Raw genomic sequence first — 16,810 nt, forward strand, 5'->3', positions numbered from 1 at the left:
AAGCTAAGCCCTCCAGCGCCGATGGTACTGCACTCGATAGGGTGTGGGAGAGTAGGACACCGCCGACAATACTCATCCGGGAACGCCCCACAGCTGACAGCTGTGGGGCGTTCCCGCATTTCCAGGGCAGAACAACATCCCCTGAACGGAGAAATGCCCCGGCGCTTCACGCGCCGGGGCATCGTGCTGTCCGCACCGATCAAAGAACCGCCCGGATCACCCGCCGCGACGACGGAGCAGTTCGAAGCACAGCACCGACGCCGCACTGGCGACGTTCAGCGACTCCACACCACCCCGCATCGGAATGGCGATCCGCTGCGCGATGCGGGTGCTCACCTCCTCGGACAGGCCGGCGGTCTCGCTGCCGAGCACGAACACTGCGCGCGACCCGAAGTCGGCCTCGAACACGCTCTCCGCCCCGTTGGCCTCCAACGCGTACAGCGGATATCCGGCGTCGGTGAGCATTTCCGCGGCGTCGTCGGCCGTGGAGCAGCGCAGCACGGGAGCGTGGAACGCGACACCGGCCGAGGCCTTGATGACCAGCGGATCGAGTCCGGCGACTCCCTTGTGCGGGACGACGATCCCGTCGATGCCCGCCGCGGTCGCGGTGCGCAGGATCATGCCGACGTTCGCGGGCGTGGTGAGCCCGTCCAGCAGCAGCACCTGCTGCGGCGCGGTGGCAGGGTCGTCGAGGGCATCGGCCAGCGGACGCATCTTGCGGGCCACCACGTCGGCGAGCACGCCCTGATCGTGCCGGCCGTTGCCCGCGAGCACCTTCACCCGGTGGGCGCTGGCGCGCTGCACCTTCACGGCGCGGTCGGCCGCGGCCTCCTTGATGTCGTTGATCGCCGGGCCGCCGATCCCCTCGGCGATGATCACCTTGTCCACGCGCAGGTCCAGGTCGGACAGCGCCTCCATGACCGGTTTGCGGCCGTAGACGGTAACGAAGCGATCTTTGGGAGAGGCAGTGCTGGTCACGGGGTTCAGTGTCACACGAGCTGCGGCGAGGGCTCTGAGCCGCCCGGTCGTGTGCCAGTATCGCGGTCATGCCCGATCGCCTTTCCGCCCTCGACGCCTCGTTCCTGTACCTGGAGGACCACACGACGCCGATGCACGTGGGCGGAGTGGCGGTGTTCCGCCGTCCGCGTAGCGGATTCGAGTACGACAACGTGCTGGCGATGATCGACCGCAGGCTGGCGCTGGTGCCGCGCTACCGGCAGAAGGTCCGGCAGGTCCCGGGCAAGCTGGCCCGCCCGGTGTGGGTGGACGATCAGGATTTCGACATCACCTACCACGTGCGCCGGTCCGCGCTGCCGAAACCGGGCACGGACGAGCAGCTGCACGACCTGGTGGCCCGGCTGATGTCGCGCAAGCTCGACCCGACGCGGCCGTTGTGGGAGCTGTACCTGGTGGAGGGCTTGTCGCGCAGCCGGGTCGCGGTGATCACCAAGACGCACCAGGCGATGGTCGACGGGATCGGCGCCATCGACATCGGCCAGGTGATCTTCGACATGGCGGCGGACCCGGACGGTCCGGAGGTCGAGGACCTCTGGATGCCGCGTCCGGAACCCAGCCCGGCCCAGCTGGTGCTGGAGGCGGCCACGGAAGCGGTGCAGCGACCTGGGGCGGTCGTGGAGAACGCGCGCTCCGCGCTGGGGGACGCCACGGCGACGGTGCGGAAGGTGACCGGGGCGCTCGGGGGCCTGGCCTCCGCGGTGCGCGCGGCGGCGTTGCCCGCGCCGGGCGGGCCGTTGAACGGGCCCACGTCCACGCAGCGCCGGTTCGCGGTGGCCAGCGCCCGGCTCGACGACTTCCGCGCGATCCGGCAGACCCACGGCGGCACCGTCAACGACGTGGTCCTGGCGGTGGTCGCGGGCGCGCTGCGGAGCTGGCTGCTGTCCCGCGGTGAGGTGGTGTCGGGTTCGACGACGCTGCGCGCGATGGTTCCGGTGTCGGTGCGCAGCGGCGACGTCGCCGGCGACGGGGCGGACCCGGTGTCCGCTTCGGCGACGAACCGGGTGGCGGCGTACCTGGTGGATCTGCCGGTGGGGGAGTCGAGCCCGGTGTTGCGGCTGCACCACATCAGCCATGCTTTGCGCGCGCACGCCGAGTCGGGGCAGTCCGTCGCGGCGGAGGCGTTGGTGGGGGTGTCGGGCTTCGCGCCACCGACGCTGCACGCGTTGGGGGCTCGGGTGGCCAACGGGTTCTCGGACCGGTTGTTCAACGTGCTGGTGACGAACGTGCCCGGCCCGCAGGTACCGCTGTACGCGGCGGGCGCGAAGATGACGGAGATGTTCCCGGTGGTGCCGCTGGCGAAGAACCAGTCGCTGGCCATCGGCGTCACCTCCTACGACGGAGGGGTGTACTTCGGCCTGAACGGTGACCGGGACGCCATGTCCGACGTGGACGTGCTCGCGGCGATGATCGGGGAGTCAGTGGAAGAGATGATCGGGACGGTCGACGGATGAGGGTTTACCTGCCCGCCACGGTGCGCATGGCGCGCGGCCTGGTGGAGGACAAGCAGCTGCAGCCGCTCAGCGGTACCGGGTTCGCGTTGACCCCCGCGCTGCGGGAGTCCTACGCCACGGGGGATACCGAGGAGCTGGAGTACGCCGCGATGCGGGAGGCCGCGCGGGCCTCGTTGCGGCTGATCGCCTCGGAGCGAGCGGAGGACGAGAAGGCGGAACTGCGCCGCGTGGTGGTCTCCGTCGACGTGGAGGACGCGACGCTGCGCCCGGACCTGGACCACGCCGTGGTCCGGCTCTCGGGCCCGGTTCCGTGGAAGAAGGTCGCCGCGGTGCACGTGGACTCGCCCGAGGCGGAGGACGCGGTGCGGGCGGCGGCGGATGTGATCGACTCGGCGGATCTCGGTGATCCGGACGCGGAGTTCGTGCTGGGGGAGGCCGAGGACCACGAGTTGTCCTGGTACGCCCCGCAAGAAGTTCCGTTCCTGCTGGAACTGATGTGACCCGTCGGCCGGGGCGCACGAGCGCGCCCCGGCCGGTGGTTTTTCCAGAACGGCCTGCGCAGCGGGTCGGGTAGCGAACCTCAGCGGCTTCCTCGCTTCGATGGTGCGAGTGGTGCCACACGCATCATCGCTGTGCTCGTGAGGAAGCCGCTGAGAACCCGCCTGGTCCTCGTCCGGGGCTGGTCACTGGTTCGCCGCTGACAAAGCGCAGAACGAGGACCGTTCCGCGAGGACCGCTCAGCCGGGAGGCTGCAGCCCCGGCATCTCGAAATCGCGAACCTGGGAGGCGTCGGGTTCGGTGACGTTCACCGGCTTGCCCCAGTCGGAGTAGGTCAGCGTGGTGGTCGATTCACCGACCTGCGTGCCCATGACGTTCATCGGCGGCGTGATCTGCTCGACCTTCATCGGCCGCCCCTGCTCGTCGGCCCACACGGTCTGCTTGATCTCGGTGACGCCGCCCTGGAGCAGCACCTCGTAGCTCTGCTTGGCGATCCCTTCCGCGGAGGCGATGACCTGGTTGAGGTCGGTGACGACCTCGTAGCGGGTGGCCTGCCGGCCGTCGACGGTGTCGGGTCCGGCCTGGGTGAACTGCGAGCCTTCGGGCAGCAGCTTGCGGAAGTCGGACGCCTCCGACAGCGCCGCCGTCTGCGCTCCGCCGACCGCGGCGGCCGGGCCGTCCTTGCCGATCCGCGCCCACGGCTTGGCTGGGTCGCCGCCGAGGGCGTTGACCTGCGGGCTGTTCATGTAGGTGTACTCGGGGGTCAGGACGATCTCCCCGGTGGTCCCCGTGCAGCTCATGGCGGACTTGGCGGCGTCGACGTCGCAGTCGGAGCGGATCTCGCCGGACCCGCCGAGCGTGGCGTCGATGCTCAGCTTGTACGAGTTGTTCTCCGACATGGTCTGCGAGGCCCCGGAGACCAGCGAGGTCAGGTCGTCGTAGACACCGCCCTGCTGGGCCCCGGAGTCGCTGGAACCCGCTTCGCCGGAACCGGCCGGGTCCTGACCGAGGGCACATCCCCCCAAAGTCGCGGTCAACGCGACGGTGCACACTGCGATGCTCGTGCGGCGCACGGTATTCCCTTCCCCCTGCGGATCAGTACCGGGAGGAAGCTAGCAGTGCGATTCACCCGTTGTGGGGGGTTCGGAAAAGTTCGTCAGCGCGGCGGTTGTGCCTGCGGCATCGGGTTTGCTGGGAACGCGCCCACTTCCTCGGCGGGCGGGGCGTCGACGTCGACGGGCGCGCCCCAGTCGCGGTAGGTGGAGGTCAGGGAGACCTGACCGGCTTGCGCGACCTTCTGCGAGGCGGCGAACTTCACGGGCAGCCCGCGCTCGTCGACCCACAGCTCGTAGCCGATCTCGCCGCGCCCGGCGTTCGCGGCCCGCTGCAACCGTTCGCGCTGGTCCTGCGCCGGTGCCGCCGCGGCGGCGGCGGAGGTGAGCACGCGCAGGCTGTAGCGGGTGGCGGGCGTGCCGTCGACCTGGTCCGGTGCGCTGCTCTCGATCTTGGTGGCGGATTCGACCCCGGCGAACGTCGCTCGCGGGTCCGTGGAGTCCTGCACCTGGCCGAGCGTGGGCGCGAGCAGCTTCGAGGCGAAGTCGGTGCCATCGGTGCCCAGCCGCAGCCACGGCTTGCCCGGTTCGGGTCGCAGCAGCGGCGACTTGAGGTAGCCGACCCCGTCGATCACGGCGAGGTCGACGGGTTGCGGGAGTTGCCCGGCGGGCCTGGTCGTGCCCCGCAACGTCACGTCGGCATGGTCGTCGGCGTAGCGGACGCGGCCCTCGCCGGCGAGTTCACCGACGAAACCGAGGTCGCCGCGCACGGTGCTGAGCACGCTCCCGTGCTCGTCGATGCGCCGCAGCACGTCGCCGAGTAGCGCCGCGGCCGACGGCCGCAGATCCGGACGGGCTGCGGCGGGCGCGGAGGGCTGCGGCGCGGGTGGCGGGGCGCAGCCCGCCGAGCCGAACAGGAAGAGCAGTCCGACGGCCAGGGCCGCCGTGGTCGAGCGCGCCATTGCGCCGCGGGTCGGGGAGGTGCGGATTCGGGCGCGGACTCGGGGCATGGTGGAGCTCCTCGTCGGGGGGAACGGCGTCGCCGGCCCCCGACGCTAGCAACGTTGCGCGCAGGGCACAGGCACCGTTCGCGTCGCCGAGGTTTCCGGCGGCTTTCGAAATTCCTCGGGATTCCCGTTCTGAGGCAACGCCTTCCCGACATGGGGGTGTCGTGGAAGCGGGGAGGTTTTCCCACTCGGCCGAGTGGGTCAGGCGTCGTCGCGGCCCGCGCGGGAGCGCAGCAGCCTGCGCAGCGAGTGCAGCTGCTCGACGCTGCCGCCTTCGGCCACGTAGGTGTCGAGGTTGCACTCGGGGTCGTCGCCCCCGCCCAGGTGCCCGCAGTTCGGCGGGCATTCCTCAGCGGCCTCGGCGAACCCGGTGAACGCGCTGATCAGGTCGTCGGCGGTGACGTGGGCGAGCCCGAACGAGCGGATGCCCGGCGTGTCCACCACCCAGCCGCCACCGGGCAGCGCCAGCGCCACCGCGGAGGTCGAGGTGTGCCGCCCCTTGCCGACGCCGCTGACGACGCCGGTGGCGCGGTCCGCGTGCGGCACCAGCGTGTTCACCAGCGTCGACTTGCCCACCCCGGAGTGCCCGACCAGCGCGCAGACCCGGCCGCTGAGCTGCTCGAACAAGTTCTCGTGCAGTGAGTGCATGTTGGTGACGACGATCGGCAGCCCCAGCGCCGAATAGGTGTCGAGCACCTCGTCCGGGGCGGCCAGGTCGGACTTCGTCAAGCACAGCACGGGCGTGAGCCCGCCCGCGTAGGCGGCGACCAGGCACCGATCGATGAGCCCGGTCCGCGGCGGCGGATCGGCCAGCGCCGCCACGATGACGAGCCGTTCCGCGTTGGCGACCACGATCCGCTCGTACGGGTCGGTGTCGTCGGCGGTGCGGCGCAGCACGCTGGTGCGGTCGACGACGCGCACGATCCGGGCCAGCGTGTCCGCGCGGCCCGAGGTGTCCCCGACCAGGTCCACGGCGTCGCCCACCACCACCGGGGTGCGTCCCAGCTCGCGGGCGCGCATCGCGGTGACCAGGCGCTCCGGGTCGCCGTCCAGCGCGCAGGTCCACCGGCCGCGGTCCACGGCGACGACCATCGCGGAGGCGGCGTCGGCGTGCTCCGGCCGGAGCTTGCTGCGCGGTCGGCTGCCCCGTCCGGGGCGCACCCGCACGTCGGATTCGTCCAGGTCTCGCCAGCCGCGGCGGCCCATCAGGCCACCGGCTCCAGCATCGCCGCCCACATCCCCGGGAAGTCGGGGATCGTCTTGCCGGTCGTCGCGACGTCCTCCACCTCGACTCCCCGGACCCGCAGTCCGAGGATGGCGCCCGCCGTGGCCATCCGGTGGTCGGCGTAGGTGTGCCAGGTTCCGCCGTGCAGCGGCCGGGGGCGCACCAGCAGGCCGTCCGCGGTCTGCTCGACGTCCCCGCCGAGGCCGGTGATCTCCCGCTCCAGCGCCGCCAGCCGGTCCGTTTCGTGCCCGCGCAGGTGCGCGATGCCGCGCAGCCGCGACGGCCCGGTGGCCAGCGCGGCGAGCGCGGCCACCGTCGGGGTGAGCTCACCGACGTCGTGCAGGTCGATGTCCACGGGCTCCAGCCGCGACGGCCCGGTGGCGGTGAGCCCGGCAGGGGAGAGCGCGACCTCCGCGCCCATGGTGGTGAGGATGTCGCGGATCGCGTCGCCCGCCTGCGTCGTCGCCGACGGCCAGCCGGGCACCGTCACCGCACCGGCGGTGGCCGCCGCCGCCGCGAGGAACGGGGTGGCGTTGGACAGGTCCGGTTCGATTTCGGTGTCCAGCGCCCGGATCGGGCCGGGGGAGACGTGCCAGGTGTTCGGCTGCGCGTCGTCGACGTCGACCCCGGCCGCGCGCAACATCCCGACCGTCATGTCGATGTGCGGCAGCGACGGGACCGGTGGGCCCTCGTGCACCACGGTCACGCCCTGCTCGGAGCGCGCCGCCGACAGCAGCAGGCCCGAGACGAACTGGGACGACGCGGAGGCGTCGATGGTGACCCGGCCGCCCTTGAGCGCCCCGGTGCCGCGCAGTTCGAACGGTAGCGAGTCACCGGTGATCTCGGCGCCCAGCGAGCGCAACGCGTCCAGCACGGTGTCCAACGGCCGCTTGCGCGCGTGCGGGTCGCCGTCGAAGGACACGGGGCCGTCGGCGAGCGCCGCCACCGGCGGAACGAACCGCATCACGGTGCCCGCGAGGCCGCAGTCCACGGCGGCCGGACCTCGCAGCGCGGCGGGCTCCACCAGCCACTCGCCGTCCGCGCCGTCGCGCACCTCGGTGCCCAGCGAGCGCAGCGCGGCGGCCATCAGCTCGGTGTCCCTGCTGCGCAGCGGCGCGCGCAGCGTGGAACGGCCGTCGGCGAGCGCGGCGAGCACCAGTGCCCGGTTCGTGATCGACTTCGAGCCGGGAACCGGGACCGTCGCGCGGACCGGGCCTGCGGCGACCGGGGCGGGCCAGAGCTGCGTCATGCCCCAATGATCCCGCATTCGCCCCTGCTCAACTGGACGGGGCCGCCGCCCGAGGAGTTCGACGTCGTCGGTGGGTGCTGCAACGATGGGTACTCCGGCGCGGGACGGTGGCGCGGCAGCGGTGACAGCGGAGGTGACCAGGGCATGTGCGGCAGGTACGCCTCCACGAAGGATCCGGCGGCGCTGGCGGCGGAGTTCGACGCCGCCGACGCCACCGGCGGCGGATCCCGAGGTGCCGACTACAACGTGGCGCCCACCAAGCAGGTGCCCGCCGTAGTTCGGCGCCACCCCAGGGGAGCCGACGGCGAACCGGACCCGCTGCGCAGCGAACGCGGCATCCGCCTGATGCGGTGGGGACTGGTGCCGAAGTGGGCGAAAAACCCGAAGGTCGGCAGCCGCATGATCAACGCGAAGGCGGAGACGGTGACGTCGAAGCCCGCGTTCCGCACCGCCGCGAAGTACCGCCGCTGCCTGCTGCCGGCCGACGGCTGGTACGAGTGGAAGCGCGCCGGCGAGCGCAAGCAGCCCTACTTCATGACCTTCCCCGACGATGCCAGCCTGGCCATGGCCGGGATCTGGGAGACCTGGCACGACCCGGCGGCGGCCGAGGGCACGCCGCCGCTGGTGACCTGCTCGGTGCTGACCACCGCGGCCATCGGGGCGCTCACCGAGGTGCACGACCGGATGCCGCTGGTGCTGCCCGCCGCGAGGTGGGACGACTGGCTCGACCCGGACCGCGCGGAGATCACCGGACTGCTCGGGCCCTCGCGGGAACTCGTCGACGCCTTGGAGCTGCGGCCGGTCTCCTCGACGGTGAACGACGTGCGCAACAACGGGGCCGAACTCATCGCGCGGCAGGACGACCAGGGCGAACCGGTAGCGTTGGATCATGCTCAGGACGCGGGGTGAGTGCTGATGTGCGGTCGTTACGCGGTGCGGCGTGACCCGGCGGCGCTGGCCGCGGAGTTCGACGCCGTCGACCGCTCCGAACGGCTCCTCGCGCCCGACTACAACGTCACGCCCACCAAGACGGTGCCGATCGTCGTCGAACGCGCCACCGGGACCGGCGTCGAGCGCAGCGTGCGGCCGGTGCGCTGGGGCCTCGTGCCCACCTGGGCCAAGGACGCCACCAGCGGGCCGCCGATGATCAACGCGCGGGCCGAGACGATCACGCAGAAGCCCGCCTACGCCGACTCGGCCGCGCGGCGGCGCTGCCTCATGCCCGCCACCGGCTGGTACGAGTGGAAACCCGGCGACCGCCGCAGGCAGCCCTACCTGTGCGCGCACCGCGACGGCGTCAGCCTCGCCATGGCCGCCGTGTTCTCCGCCTGGTGGGCCCCCGACAGCACGTCGGCACCCTTGGTGACCTGCGCCGTGGTCACCACCGACGCGGTCGGTGAACTCGCCGGAGTGCACCACCGGATGCCGCTGGTGCTGCCGCGCGATGCGTGGGGGGACTGGCTCGATCCCGCGCGCACCGACGTCCGCGAACTGCTCGAACCGGACCCGGGGATGCTCGGCGAGCTCACGCTCAGCACCGTGTCCAGCGATGTGAACAACATGCGCAACAACCGTCCCGACCTGCTGGAACCGGCCGAGCCGCTGCCCGAACCCGCCGAACAAGGGGCGCTGTTCGACTCATGACGCGCGTTGAGCTCGACACTCCGCACGGGCCTGCACGGGCCGAACTGCACTGCGCCGAAGAGGGCCGTGCCGCGCTGCTGCTCGGGCACGGCGCCGGTGGTGGTGTCGCCGCGCCCGACCTGGTGGCGGTGACCCGCGCGGCCACCGACGCGGGCGTGCACGTCGCGTTGGTCGAGCAGCCCTACCGGGTCGCCGGCCGCAAGGCCCCGGCGCCGGCGCGCCAGCTCGACGCGGCGTGGCTGGCCGTCGCCGAAGACCTCGGCGAACGCTGGTTCGCGGACCTGCCGTTGCTGTTCGGCGGCCGGTCCTCCGGTGCCAGGGTCGCCTGCCGCACGGCTGAGGCCGGTGCCGCCGCCGCGGTGCTCTGCCTCGCGTTCCCGCTGCACCCGCCGGGCAAGCCGGAGAAGTCGCGGCTCGGCGAGCTCGACGCCGTCGAACCGCCGGTGCTGGTGGTCCAGGGCGAGCGGGACGCCTTCGGCAAGCCCGAGCCCGCGCACCGCCGCGAGGTGGTGCTCGTCGCCGGGGACCACTCGCTGAAGGCCGACGTGGACGCCGTGTCCCGCGCGGCGCAGGAATGGCTCACCCGAGTCCTCCGCCTGCTGGACTGACCCGCCACAGTCCCCGCCGCTGACGTGCGAGCAGGGGAGCCTCCCCGGCATCGGTGCGAGGAAGGGAACCTTCCTGCCGCTCAGGAGGCGATGTCCGCGACGTGCGCGTCGAGCAGGCGGACCAGGTCCGCGGGGGCGAGTTCGATCTCCAGCCCGCGTCGTCCGGCGCTGCAGAAGATCGTGTCGAAGGCCTCCGCCGAGGCGTCCAGCACCACGGGCAGCCGCTTCTTCTGCCCGAGCGGTGAGATGCCGCCCGCCACGTATCCGGTGGCGCGTTCGGCGGCGCCCATGTCGGCCATCTTGGCCTTCTTGCCCCCGCAAGCGGCGGCGAGGGATTTGAGGTCGAGCTGCCCGGTGACGGGAACCACGCCGACCGCCAACGCGCCGTCGACGTCGGCGACGAGCGTCTTGAACACCCGCTCCGGCGGTCGTCCCAGCGCATCGGCGGCCTCCAGCCCGTAGGACTCGGCTCGCGGATCGTGCTCGTACGCGTGCACCTGGTGGGTGATGCGCTGCCTGGTCAGCAGCGCGGTCGCCGGTGTTCCCTTGCCTGCCATGGCGTTGACCTTAGAAGCAGGAATATCGACCGCACCCGCCACGTTGCACGGACCGTGACGGAGTTGACGAACACTTGCGTACTCGAACGGCAGCAGAACCTGCCCGAGCGCTCCGATGCAGGTGAGCGGGGCATCGGACGGGTATCCTCGAAGTGGGTCCATGCGCAGGACGGCATGGGTTCGTCGCCAGCAGCCACCTCTTCCTGGCGGCGGGAAAGGAACCCGGTGGCCAACACCCCGGACCAAGCCGGCACGACGGACACCGCAGCCGCGGCCGTCGAGCAGGATCAGGTCGAGGAGACCGATCAGCAGCGCATGGCCCGTTTCGAGCGGGACGCGATGCCGCTGCTGGACCAGCTCTACGGCGCCGCGCTGCGGATGACCCGCAACGCGCCCGACGCCGAGGACCTCGTGCAGGAGACGTACTTGAAGGCCTACTCGGCGTTCAAGTCCTTCAAGCAGGGCACGAACCTGAAGGCGTGGCTGTACCGCATCCTCACCAACACCTACATCAACGGCTACCGCAAGCGGCAGCGCCAGCCGCAGCAGCAGCCGACCGACGAGATCGCCGACTGGCAGCTCGCGCAGGCCGAGAACCACACGTCGACGGGGTTGCGGTCGGCCGAGGTCGAGGCCTTGGACCGGCTGCCGGACTCGGACGTGAAGAACGCGCTGCAACAGCTCGCCGAAGAGTTCCGCATGGTCGTCTACTTGGCCGATGTGGAAGGCTTCGCGTACAAGGAGATCGCCGAGATCATGGGCACGCCCATCGGTACGGTGATGTCGCGTCTGCACCGCGGCCGTCGGCAGCTGCGCGACATGCTCACCGATGTGGCGCGTGACCGTGGTTTCCTCAGGGAGAAAAAGCAGGAGGTGAGCACCTCGTGACATGTGACGGGCATGACGAGGCGTCCTGCGAGGACGTGCTCGCCGAGGTGTGGCTGTTCCTGGACAACGAGTGCAACCAGGTCCGCCGCGAAGCGCTGCAGGAACATCTCGACGAGTGCGGCAGCTGCCTGGAGCACTACGGCATCGAGGAGCACCTCAAGGAGTTGCTGCACCGCAAGTGCGGCGGGGAGCACGCTCCCTCGGACCTGAAGGAGCGGTTGCGCACCTCGATTCGCGACACCGTGCTCCGGCAGGCGGACGTGACCGTCGAACGCGGCCCGGAGGGCACCTCGGTCGAGGTGCGGGCCAAGAAGCGGACCACACCCGTCGAGTAATCAGGCGCGATGACGAAGAGCCCCGGACCGACTGGTCCGGGGCTCTTGCCTGTGTGCGGCGCGCGGAGCGCGGCCGTCACGTCAGCTGCCGTTGGGGCGCTTGCCGTGGTTGGCCTTGTTCTTGCGCCGGTCCTTCTTCTTGCGGGAACGCTTTCCCATGTGGACCCCTCCCTCGCGTCGTCCCACCGCTGCGGCGCGGGGCCGCGGGCGGGGATTGTGGTCTCTTGCAGAGTTCTGGCTGTTTAGTCTCGCATGTGCACCACCTGGTGCCGTTGGGTGGCCCGGGACGTGGTTTCCTTGACGCGGGGCCCGTAACGGGTCTGCCGCAAAGGGGAGATCGTGGCTGAAGAGATCCGCGCCGAGATGGTGGCCAACGTCATGACCGTCTCGATCGCCGAGGGCGACACCGTCCACGACGGTGACGCGCTGGTCTTGCTCGAGTCGATGAAGATGGAGATCCCCGTACTGACCGAGGCCGCGGGCACGGTGAGTTCGGTGGCGGTGCGCGCCGGCGACGTCGTGCAGGAGGGCGACCTCATCGCGGTCGTCGATTCCTGACCGAAGGAGCGCCTTGTCGACGCTGAGTGACCTGCTGGCCGAGCACACCGGTTTGTCCGGGGCCGCTGCCGACCACCTTCAGCTGGTCGTAGCGGAGTGGCAGTTGTTGTCGGACCTGTCGTTCGCCGACTTCCTGCTGTGGGTTCCGGTCGGCCCGGAAGGTGCCATCGAGGAGCGCTTCCTGTGCGTGGCGCAGGCGCGGCCGACGACGGCGCCCACCGCGCACCCGGAGGACGTGGTCTCCACCGAGGTCACCCCCGAGGAGCATCCGCAGCTGCGGCGCGCCGCGCTGGAAGGGCGGATCTGCCGGGAAGAGGATCCGCGCTGGCACCTGGGAGTGCCGGTGCGCCGCGAGACGATCCCGGTGAAGCTGGACCAGGAGATCGTCGCGGTGCTGAGCCGGGACACGAACCTGGCGGTGCCGCGGGTCCCGAGCCCGCTGGAGATCTCCTACCTGGGCAGCGCCGCTGACCTGTGCCAGATGGTCGCCGACGGCACGTTCCCCACCCCGGAGCCCGCTCCAGACGTGCACACGAGCCCGCGTGTCGGCGACGGCCTGGTCCGGGTGGACGCCTCGGGGACCGTGGTGTTCGCGAGCCCCAACGCGTTGTCGGCGTACCACCGGATGGGCCACGCCGCGGATCTGGTCGGCGTGCAGCTCGCGCCGCTGACCAGGTCGCTGCTGTCCGATCCGTTCGACGCGGACGAGGTGGCGCAGCGGGTGCGCCGCGCGGTGTCCGGTGAGCCGAGCATGCGCATGGAGGCCGAGGCCCGCGGTGCGACCGTGCTGTTCCGGGCGTTGCCGCTGCAGCCGCGCGGCCAGGTCGCGGGCGCGCTGGTGCTGGTCCGGGACGTCACCGAGGTCAAGCGCCGGGACCGGGCGTTGATGTCGAAGGACGCCACGATCCGCGAAATCCACCACCGGGTGAAGAACAACCTGCAGACGGTGGCGGCGTTGCTGCGGTTGCAGTCGCGGCGCACCGGGAACTCGGAGGCGCGGCTCGCGCTGGACGAGTCGGTGCGGCGGGTCACGTCGATCGCGCTCGTGCACGAGACGCTGTCGATGTCGGTGGACGAACGCGTCGACCTCGACGACGTCGTGGACCGGGTGATCCCGATGATGAGCGATGTCGCGGTGGCCGAGACCGGCGTGAAGGTGAGCCGGGAGGGACGCTTCGGGGTGGTGTCCGCCGAGCTGGCGACGCCGCTGGTGATGGTGCTGACCGAGCTGGTGCAGAACGCGTTCGAGCACGCCTTCCCGGAGGGAACCGGGGGAGAGGTCGTCGTGCAGGCGGAGCGTTCGGCGCGCTGGCTGGACGTGGTCATCTCTGACGACGGTCAAGGCCTGCCGAAGGGTTTCTCCCTCGAGCGCGCCGAACGTCTCGGCCTGCAGATCGTGCGAACCCTCGTCGAGTCTGAGCTGCGGGGTTCGTTGAGCTTGCGCGGTCGGGGTCGGCAGCGCGGTACGGAAGCAGTGTTGCGCGTTCCGTTGAAGTACCGCCGCTGAAGCCCTGACGCCGCAAGCGCGTCGATCGGGTCGGCAAGCCTTTTACGGGGTGGCCTGCCTGGGGTCGGTCCGCTCGGTCAGTGCGCCTTGGGGGTGGCCGCTGGCCGGCATCGACGCTGATCGACCCCGGTTCTCGTCGGGGATGTGCTGTTGTTCGACGACCGCCGTGTGGGTCGTCCGGGGGGTAGCGCGGGGTCGGCCGGAAAGCTTGTGGGCCGACCCACTACGCTGTCAGCAGGTCCGCTGCTCAGGCGTTGGTACGAGCCACCCGAGTGCGCGAGCTGCGACGCTTGAGGGCACGCCGCTCGTCCTCGCTCATGCCGCCCCAGACACCGGCGTCCTGGCCGCTCTCCAGTGCCCACGCCAGGCACTCGGAGGCAACGGGGCAACGCCGACACACGGCTTTCGCCTCGGCGATCTGCAGCAGCGCAGGACCGCTGTTCCCAACGGGGAAGAACAGCTCCGGGTCCTCGTCACGGCAAACCGCATCGTGGCGCCAGTCCATGATTCCTTGCTCCTCGCTAGGCACGCACATGGCGCGCCGGTAGTTCGTTCGGGGTGTTTGTGAATGCTTTCACGGAGTCCGTGTGCTTGTGAATGCTTTCACGAACTGCCGTGATGTCAAGAGTTCGATCTCGTGCCGTGAGCCAACTCACCTGAAAGATCGACGGCTCTTGACCAGCGGTTTCGAATGATCGCTGGTCACGGACGGGGTCGTCGATCAGCGATCGTGGTCCGTTACGAGAAGGTTATACGGCGACCCGCAGCGCGTCCGGGACCGAAACGAACTCGATCACCGAGCGCTCGCCAAGGTTGTCGCCGTCCACCTGCAGACGCAACGGCTCCTGACAGGCTACGTGGATGTAGTCGACATCTGCACGTCGCAGCGCGTTTCTTCCGTGTGGTTTAGCTCTACCGCGGAGCATCTGCGCTATGTATCGCAACACAACGTAAGCGTTCATGTCGCTGAGCGAGAACACGCCCAGCCCGGTGTCGAACGTGGTGTCCGGGTTCATCCGCATCGGCCGCGAACCCAGGTAGGTCCACGGGTCGGTGTTGGCCACGAACGCGGTGTGCAGGCCGGTGGTGGGCGGCTCGTCGCCGACCCGAACGGTGATCTGCGGGGCCTGGCGGGACATGCGGAAATAGCAGCTCAGGGCGGTGCGGGCGTAGAGCGCGGGGGTGACGTTGCGGCCTCGGCCGCGGAGCTGCTCGACTTCGGCGACCACGTCGGCGTCCCAGCCGACGCCGGCGTTGAAGGTGAACCAGCGGTCGTTGGCCTTGCCGAGTCCGACGAGCCTGCTGCTGTCGGAGGCGATGGCCTGCAACAACCGGTGGGTGGCCTCGATCGGATCCTTGGGCAGGCCGAGGGCGCGGGCGAACACGTTCGCCGATCCGCCGGGCACCACGCCGAGCCTGGGCATCCGGTGCTCGGGTCGCGGGTCGCTGAGCATGCCGTTGACGACTTCGTTCACCGTGCCGTCGCCGCCGTGCGCGATGACCAGGTCGATGTCGTCGGCGACCGCGGCTCTGGCGGCGTCGGCGGCATGTCCCCGGTACCGGGTCTGCACGACCTCCAGTTTCACCACGTCGGCCAAGGCGTGGGCCAACACGTCCCGCCTGGCCGCGGTGGTCGAGGTCGCCTGCGGATTGACGACAAGCACGGCGCGCACGACTCGCAGCCTAGGCGAGGTGGTCCCGCCGGTTCGTGCGGCGGTGGTCTCACCTGGGTCGGATCTGGGTTCTCCTCCCGGTCGGACGCACGGGACGGAGCGGGATGCCGTGATCCCCGTCGACGGAACCGGCGGCGGGCTGAGACACCGTGCGGGCGGCGCGTCGCGCTGCCGTCCCGCGTCGTGGTGCGCCTCGCCGGTCACGGTCGTCGACCTGCGGCACCGGCTTCGCGAGGGCGCGCAACCCCGGAGCGCACCCGCGCGAGTCGCCGGCTCCGGCAGAGCGCGGAACGGATCGGTGGGACACCCCGTTGCCCACGACCGCCGCACCTGCCATGTGAGGATCTTCGCGCTCGTGCCCGGCCCGAGCCATGCGGCGTTCGGGCGGTATTACCCTGAAAAGTGCACACGCAGAGTCACGATCGGTGGTAGGGCCCGGTGTCCGGTGTTCGCCGCGGAATGTGACCTGCACCGCAGTCAGTCCGAGTTTGAAAGGCGATGCCGCCGTGCCGCCCTCCGCTCCTCCGCGCACCGTGCGCATCGCCGCCGCCCTCACGATCGCCGAGGCGGTGGCGGGTCTCGCCTTCGCCGTGGCGTTGCTGGTGCGCACCACCGCCTCCGATCTCGGCGCGGTGAACACGCTGGACCGCACCGACACGTTCGCCGAGGCCGGGTACTTCGCGATCATCTCGCTGGCAGTGCTCGCCGCGGGGATCGGCATGTGGCAGGGCAGGCATTGGGCGCGCACGCCCGCGCTGCTGCTGCAGCTGATCCTGATCGGGATCGCCTGGTACGCGATCGGGCCGTCGAAGCAGCCGCTGATCGGGTTCGCGATCGCGGTTCCGCCGGTGGCCGTGCTGTGGCTGATGTTCAACCGGCAAGGCCGGACGTGGTCGCTGTACGGGCGTCCCGGGCTCGGCGGCGACGGTTCCGGCAAGGACTGACGCCGGCTTCCGGAGCCCGGAGTCCGGGCGCTGATTCGGCTTGAGCGCGCTGGAACCGCTTCGTCGCGAGGATCTTTCCGCGGAAGCGGTTCCAAGGCGGCAGCGAGCGGCTCAGGCGGACCCGAAGGTGCGCAGCGCGTCGCCGGTGAGGCGGTGCACCGTCCACTCGTCCATGCCCCCGGCGCCGACGGACTCGTAGAACCGGATCGCGGGCGTGTTCCAGTCCAGCACCGACCACTCCAGCCGCGCGTAGCCGCGCGCCACGCACTCCTGAGCGAGCGTCCGCAGCAGCGCCTTGCCGAGCCCGGAACCGCGCCGCTCGGGCAGCACGAACAGGTCCTCCAGGTAGATGCCGTGGCGGCCCTCCCAGGTGGAGAAGTTCAGGAACCACAACGCGAAACCGGCGATCTCGCCGTCGTCCTCGGCCACGTGCCCGAACAGCGCGGGGGACTCGCCGAACAGCGCCCGGTGCAGGTCCGGTTCGGTGAGGTGGCATTCGTCGGGGGCCTTCTCGTACTCGGCGAGCGCGTGCACGAGCCGCACGACGGAGGGGACATCGGCTTCGGCGACCCGGCGGATGGCTTGCTGCGACATGGT

Annotated in this window: 20 protein-coding genes; 10 read left to right on the forward strand and 10 right to left on the reverse strand. The window is 70.9% G+C overall.

The features are described from left to right. Positions 1–216: 216 nt before the first annotated feature. Positions 217–978 (reverse strand): TrmH family RNA methyltransferase, encoded by a 762-nt coding sequence (locus tag OOZ19_RS18135; protein WP_266091304.1) that lies wholly within the window; start codon positions 976–978, stop codon positions 217–219. 68 nt (positions 979–1,046) lie between these two features. Here OOZ19_RS18135 and OOZ19_RS18140 point away from each other — a divergent pair, with 68 nt between their 5' ends. Further along, on the forward strand, positions 1,047–2,468 hold the full coding sequence (locus tag OOZ19_RS18140) for a WS/DGAT/MGAT family O-acyltransferase (protein WP_266091305.1): 1,422 nt from the start codon (positions 1,047–1,049) through the stop codon (positions 2,466–2,468). Then, positions 2,465–2,968 (forward strand): DUF6912 family protein, encoded by a 504-nt coding sequence (locus OOZ19_RS18145; protein WP_266091306.1) that lies wholly within the window; start codon positions 2,465–2,467, stop codon positions 2,966–2,968. Before OOZ19_RS18140 ends, OOZ19_RS18145 begins: the two co-directional genes overlap by 4 nt. A gap of 237 nt (positions 2,969–3,205) precedes the next feature. Here the strand turns inward: OOZ19_RS18145 and OOZ19_RS18150 are convergent, their stop codons facing one another. The 4 genes from OOZ19_RS18150 to aroA all read right to left on the reverse strand — a co-directional run bounded on the left by OOZ19_RS18150 (position 3,206) and on the right by aroA (position 7,499). Next, a complete protein-coding gene (locus OOZ19_RS18150; protein WP_266091307.1) occupies positions 3,206–4,039 on the reverse strand; it encodes an SCO4651 family lipoprotein in 834 nt (277 codons plus the stop codon). A gap of 83 nt (positions 4,040–4,122) precedes the next feature. Further along, a complete protein-coding gene (locus OOZ19_RS18155; RefSeq protein WP_266091308.1) occupies positions 4,123–5,028 on the reverse strand; it encodes an SCO4651 family lipoprotein in 906 nt (301 codons plus the stop codon). 198 nt (positions 5,029–5,226) lie between these two features. Beyond that, the gene (gene rsgA, locus OOZ19_RS18160; protein ID WP_266091309.1) at positions 5,227–6,231 is read right to left on the reverse strand and encodes a ribosome small subunit-dependent GTPase A; all 1,005 of its coding nucleotides are present in this window, start codon (positions 6,229–6,231) and stop codon (positions 5,227–5,229) included. Beyond that, positions 6,231–7,499 carry a 3-phosphoshikimate 1-carboxyvinyltransferase gene (aroA, locus tag OOZ19_RS18165; RefSeq protein WP_266091310.1) on the reverse strand — a complete coding sequence of 423 codons (1,269 nt, stop codon included), beginning with the start codon at positions 7,497–7,499 and terminating at the stop codon, positions 6,231–6,233. The genes rsgA and aroA overlap by 1 nt, the downstream gene beginning before the upstream one ends. Positions 7,500–7,643: 144 nt before the next feature. On the opposite strand from aroA, the gene OOZ19_RS18170 reads away from it, so the two are divergent. The 3 genes from OOZ19_RS18170 to OOZ19_RS18180 are packed head-to-tail and all read left to right on the forward strand — an operon-like array spanning position 7,644 to position 9,751. Further along, positions 7,644–8,408 (forward strand): SOS response-associated peptidase, encoded by a 765-nt coding sequence (locus tag OOZ19_RS18170; protein ID WP_266091452.1) that lies wholly within the window; start codon positions 7,644–7,646, stop codon positions 8,406–8,408. Between the two features lie 6 nt (positions 8,409–8,414). Then, positions 8,415–9,143, forward strand: a complete 729-nt coding sequence (locus OOZ19_RS18175; RefSeq protein WP_266091311.1) for an SOS response-associated peptidase — start codon at positions 8,415–8,417, stop codon at positions 9,141–9,143. Next, positions 9,140–9,751, forward strand: a complete 612-nt coding sequence (locus tag OOZ19_RS18180; RefSeq protein ID WP_266091312.1) for an alpha/beta hydrolase family protein — start codon at positions 9,140–9,142, stop codon at positions 9,749–9,751. The genes OOZ19_RS18175 and OOZ19_RS18180 overlap by 4 nt, the downstream gene beginning before the upstream one ends. 80 nt (positions 9,752–9,831) lie before the next feature. Here the strand turns inward: OOZ19_RS18180 and ybaK are convergent, their stop codons facing one another. Further along, positions 9,832–10,308, reverse strand: coding sequence for a Cys-tRNA(Pro) deacylase (gene ybaK, locus OOZ19_RS18185; protein ID WP_266091313.1), 477 nt, complete (start codon positions 10,306–10,308; stop codon positions 9,832–9,834). A 225-nt stretch (positions 10,309–10,533) separates the two neighbouring features. Here ybaK and OOZ19_RS18190 point away from each other — a divergent pair, with 225 nt between their 5' ends. Together OOZ19_RS18190 and rsrA are read left to right on the forward strand one after the other, a co-directional pair. After that, positions 10,534–11,196, forward strand: coding sequence for a sigma-70 family RNA polymerase sigma factor (locus OOZ19_RS18190; RefSeq protein WP_323055152.1), 663 nt, complete (start codon positions 10,534–10,536; stop codon positions 11,194–11,196). Further along, positions 11,193–11,531 (forward strand): mycothiol system anti-sigma-R factor, encoded by a 339-nt coding sequence (rsrA, locus tag OOZ19_RS18195; RefSeq protein WP_266091314.1) that lies wholly within the window; start codon positions 11,193–11,195, stop codon positions 11,529–11,531. The genes OOZ19_RS18190 and rsrA overlap by 4 nt, the downstream gene beginning before the upstream one ends. An 81-nt stretch (positions 11,532–11,612) precedes the next feature. On the opposite strand, the gene OOZ19_RS30195 is transcribed toward rsrA, so the two are convergent. Continuing rightward, positions 11,613–11,690: a 50S ribosomal protein bL37 gene (locus OOZ19_RS30195; RefSeq protein ID WP_373690061.1), complete on the reverse strand. Its 78-nt coding sequence runs from the start codon at positions 11,688–11,690 to the stop codon at positions 11,613–11,615. Between the two features lie 180 nt (positions 11,691–11,870). Between OOZ19_RS30195 and OOZ19_RS18200 the strand changes: the two genes are divergently transcribed. Then, positions 11,871–12,089, forward strand: a complete 219-nt coding sequence (locus tag OOZ19_RS18200; protein ID WP_266091315.1) for a biotin/lipoyl-binding carrier protein — start codon at positions 11,871–11,873, stop codon at positions 12,087–12,089. 13 nt (positions 12,090–12,102) lie between these two features. Then, entirely contained in the window at positions 12,103–13,596 is a 1,494-nt protein-coding gene (locus OOZ19_RS18205) for a PAS domain-containing sensor histidine kinase (RefSeq protein WP_266091316.1), read from the forward strand. 247 nt (positions 13,597–13,843) lie between these two features. Here the strand turns inward: OOZ19_RS18205 and OOZ19_RS18210 are convergent, their stop codons facing one another. Both OOZ19_RS18210 and OOZ19_RS18215 read right to left on the reverse strand, forming a co-directional pair. Then, positions 13,844–14,101, reverse strand: coding sequence for a WhiB family transcriptional regulator (locus OOZ19_RS18210; RefSeq protein WP_184482254.1), 258 nt, complete (start codon positions 14,099–14,101; stop codon positions 13,844–13,846). A gap of 244 nt (positions 14,102–14,345) precedes the next feature. Then, positions 14,346–15,269 (reverse strand): diacylglycerol/lipid kinase family protein, encoded by a 924-nt coding sequence (locus OOZ19_RS18215; protein WP_266091317.1) that lies wholly within the window; start codon positions 15,267–15,269, stop codon positions 14,346–14,348. Between the two features lie 506 nt (positions 15,270–15,775). Here OOZ19_RS18215 and OOZ19_RS18220 point away from each other — a divergent pair. Then, a complete protein-coding gene (locus OOZ19_RS18220; RefSeq protein ID WP_266091318.1) occupies positions 15,776–16,213 on the forward strand; it encodes a hypothetical protein in 438 nt (145 codons plus the stop codon). A 111-nt stretch (positions 16,214–16,324) separates the two neighbouring features. Here the strand turns inward: OOZ19_RS18220 and OOZ19_RS18225 are convergent, their stop codons facing one another. Beyond that, positions 16,325–16,807 carry a GNAT family N-acetyltransferase gene (locus OOZ19_RS18225; protein ID WP_266091319.1) on the reverse strand — a complete coding sequence of 161 codons (483 nt, stop codon included), beginning with the start codon at positions 16,805–16,807 and terminating at the stop codon, positions 16,325–16,327. Positions 16,808–16,810: the final 3 nt, after the last annotated feature.

It is taken from the genome of Saccharopolyspora sp. NFXS83 (assembly GCF_026241095.1).
Taxonomy (GTDB): Bacteria; Actinomycetota; Actinomycetes; order Mycobacteriales; family Pseudonocardiaceae; genus Saccharopolyspora_C.

Bases quoted from the DNA above. Each gene is read 5' to 3' on its own strand.
- OOZ19_RS18140 (WP_266091305.1), top strand. From the start codon at position 1,047: ATGCCCGATCGCCTTTCCGCCCTCGACGCCTCGTTCCTGTACCTGGAG.
- rsgA (WP_266091309.1), bottom strand. From the start codon at position 6,231: ATGGGCCGCCGCGGCTGGCGAGACCTGGACGAATCCGACGTGCGGGTG.
- OOZ19_RS18210 (WP_184482254.1), bottom strand. From the start codon at position 14,101: ATGGACTGGCGCCACGATGCGGTTTGCCGTGACGAGGACCCGGAGCTG.
- aroA (WP_266091310.1), bottom strand. From the start codon at position 7,499: ATGACGCAGCTCTGGCCCGCCCCGGTCGCCGCAGGCCCGGTCCGCGCG.
- ybaK (WP_266091313.1), bottom strand. From the start codon at position 10,308: ATGGCAGGCAAGGGAACACCGGCGACCGCGCTGCTGACCAGGCAGCGC.
- OOZ19_RS18180 (WP_266091312.1), top strand. From the start codon at position 9,140: ATGACGCGCGTTGAGCTCGACACTCCGCACGGGCCTGCACGGGCCGAA.
- OOZ19_RS18225 (WP_266091319.1), bottom strand. From the start codon at position 16,807: ATGTCGCAGCAAGCCATCCGCCGGGTCGCCGAAGCCGATGTCCCCTCC.
- OOZ19_RS18155 (WP_266091308.1), bottom strand. From the start codon at position 5,028: ATGCCCCGAGTCCGCGCCCGAATCCGCACCTCCCCGACCCGCGGCGCA.
- OOZ19_RS18175 (WP_266091311.1), top strand. From the start codon at position 8,415: ATGTGCGGTCGTTACGCGGTGCGGCGTGACCCGGCGGCGCTGGCCGCG.
- OOZ19_RS18170 (WP_266091452.1), top strand. From the start codon at position 7,644: ATGTGCGGCAGGTACGCCTCCACGAAGGATCCGGCGGCGCTGGCGGCG.
- OOZ19_RS18145 (WP_266091306.1), top strand. From the start codon at position 2,465: ATGAGGGTTTACCTGCCCGCCACGGTGCGCATGGCGCGCGGCCTGGTG.
- OOZ19_RS30195 (WP_373690061.1), bottom strand. From the start codon at position 11,690: ATGGGAAAGCGTTCCCGCAAGAAGAAGGACCGGCGCAAGAACAAGGCC.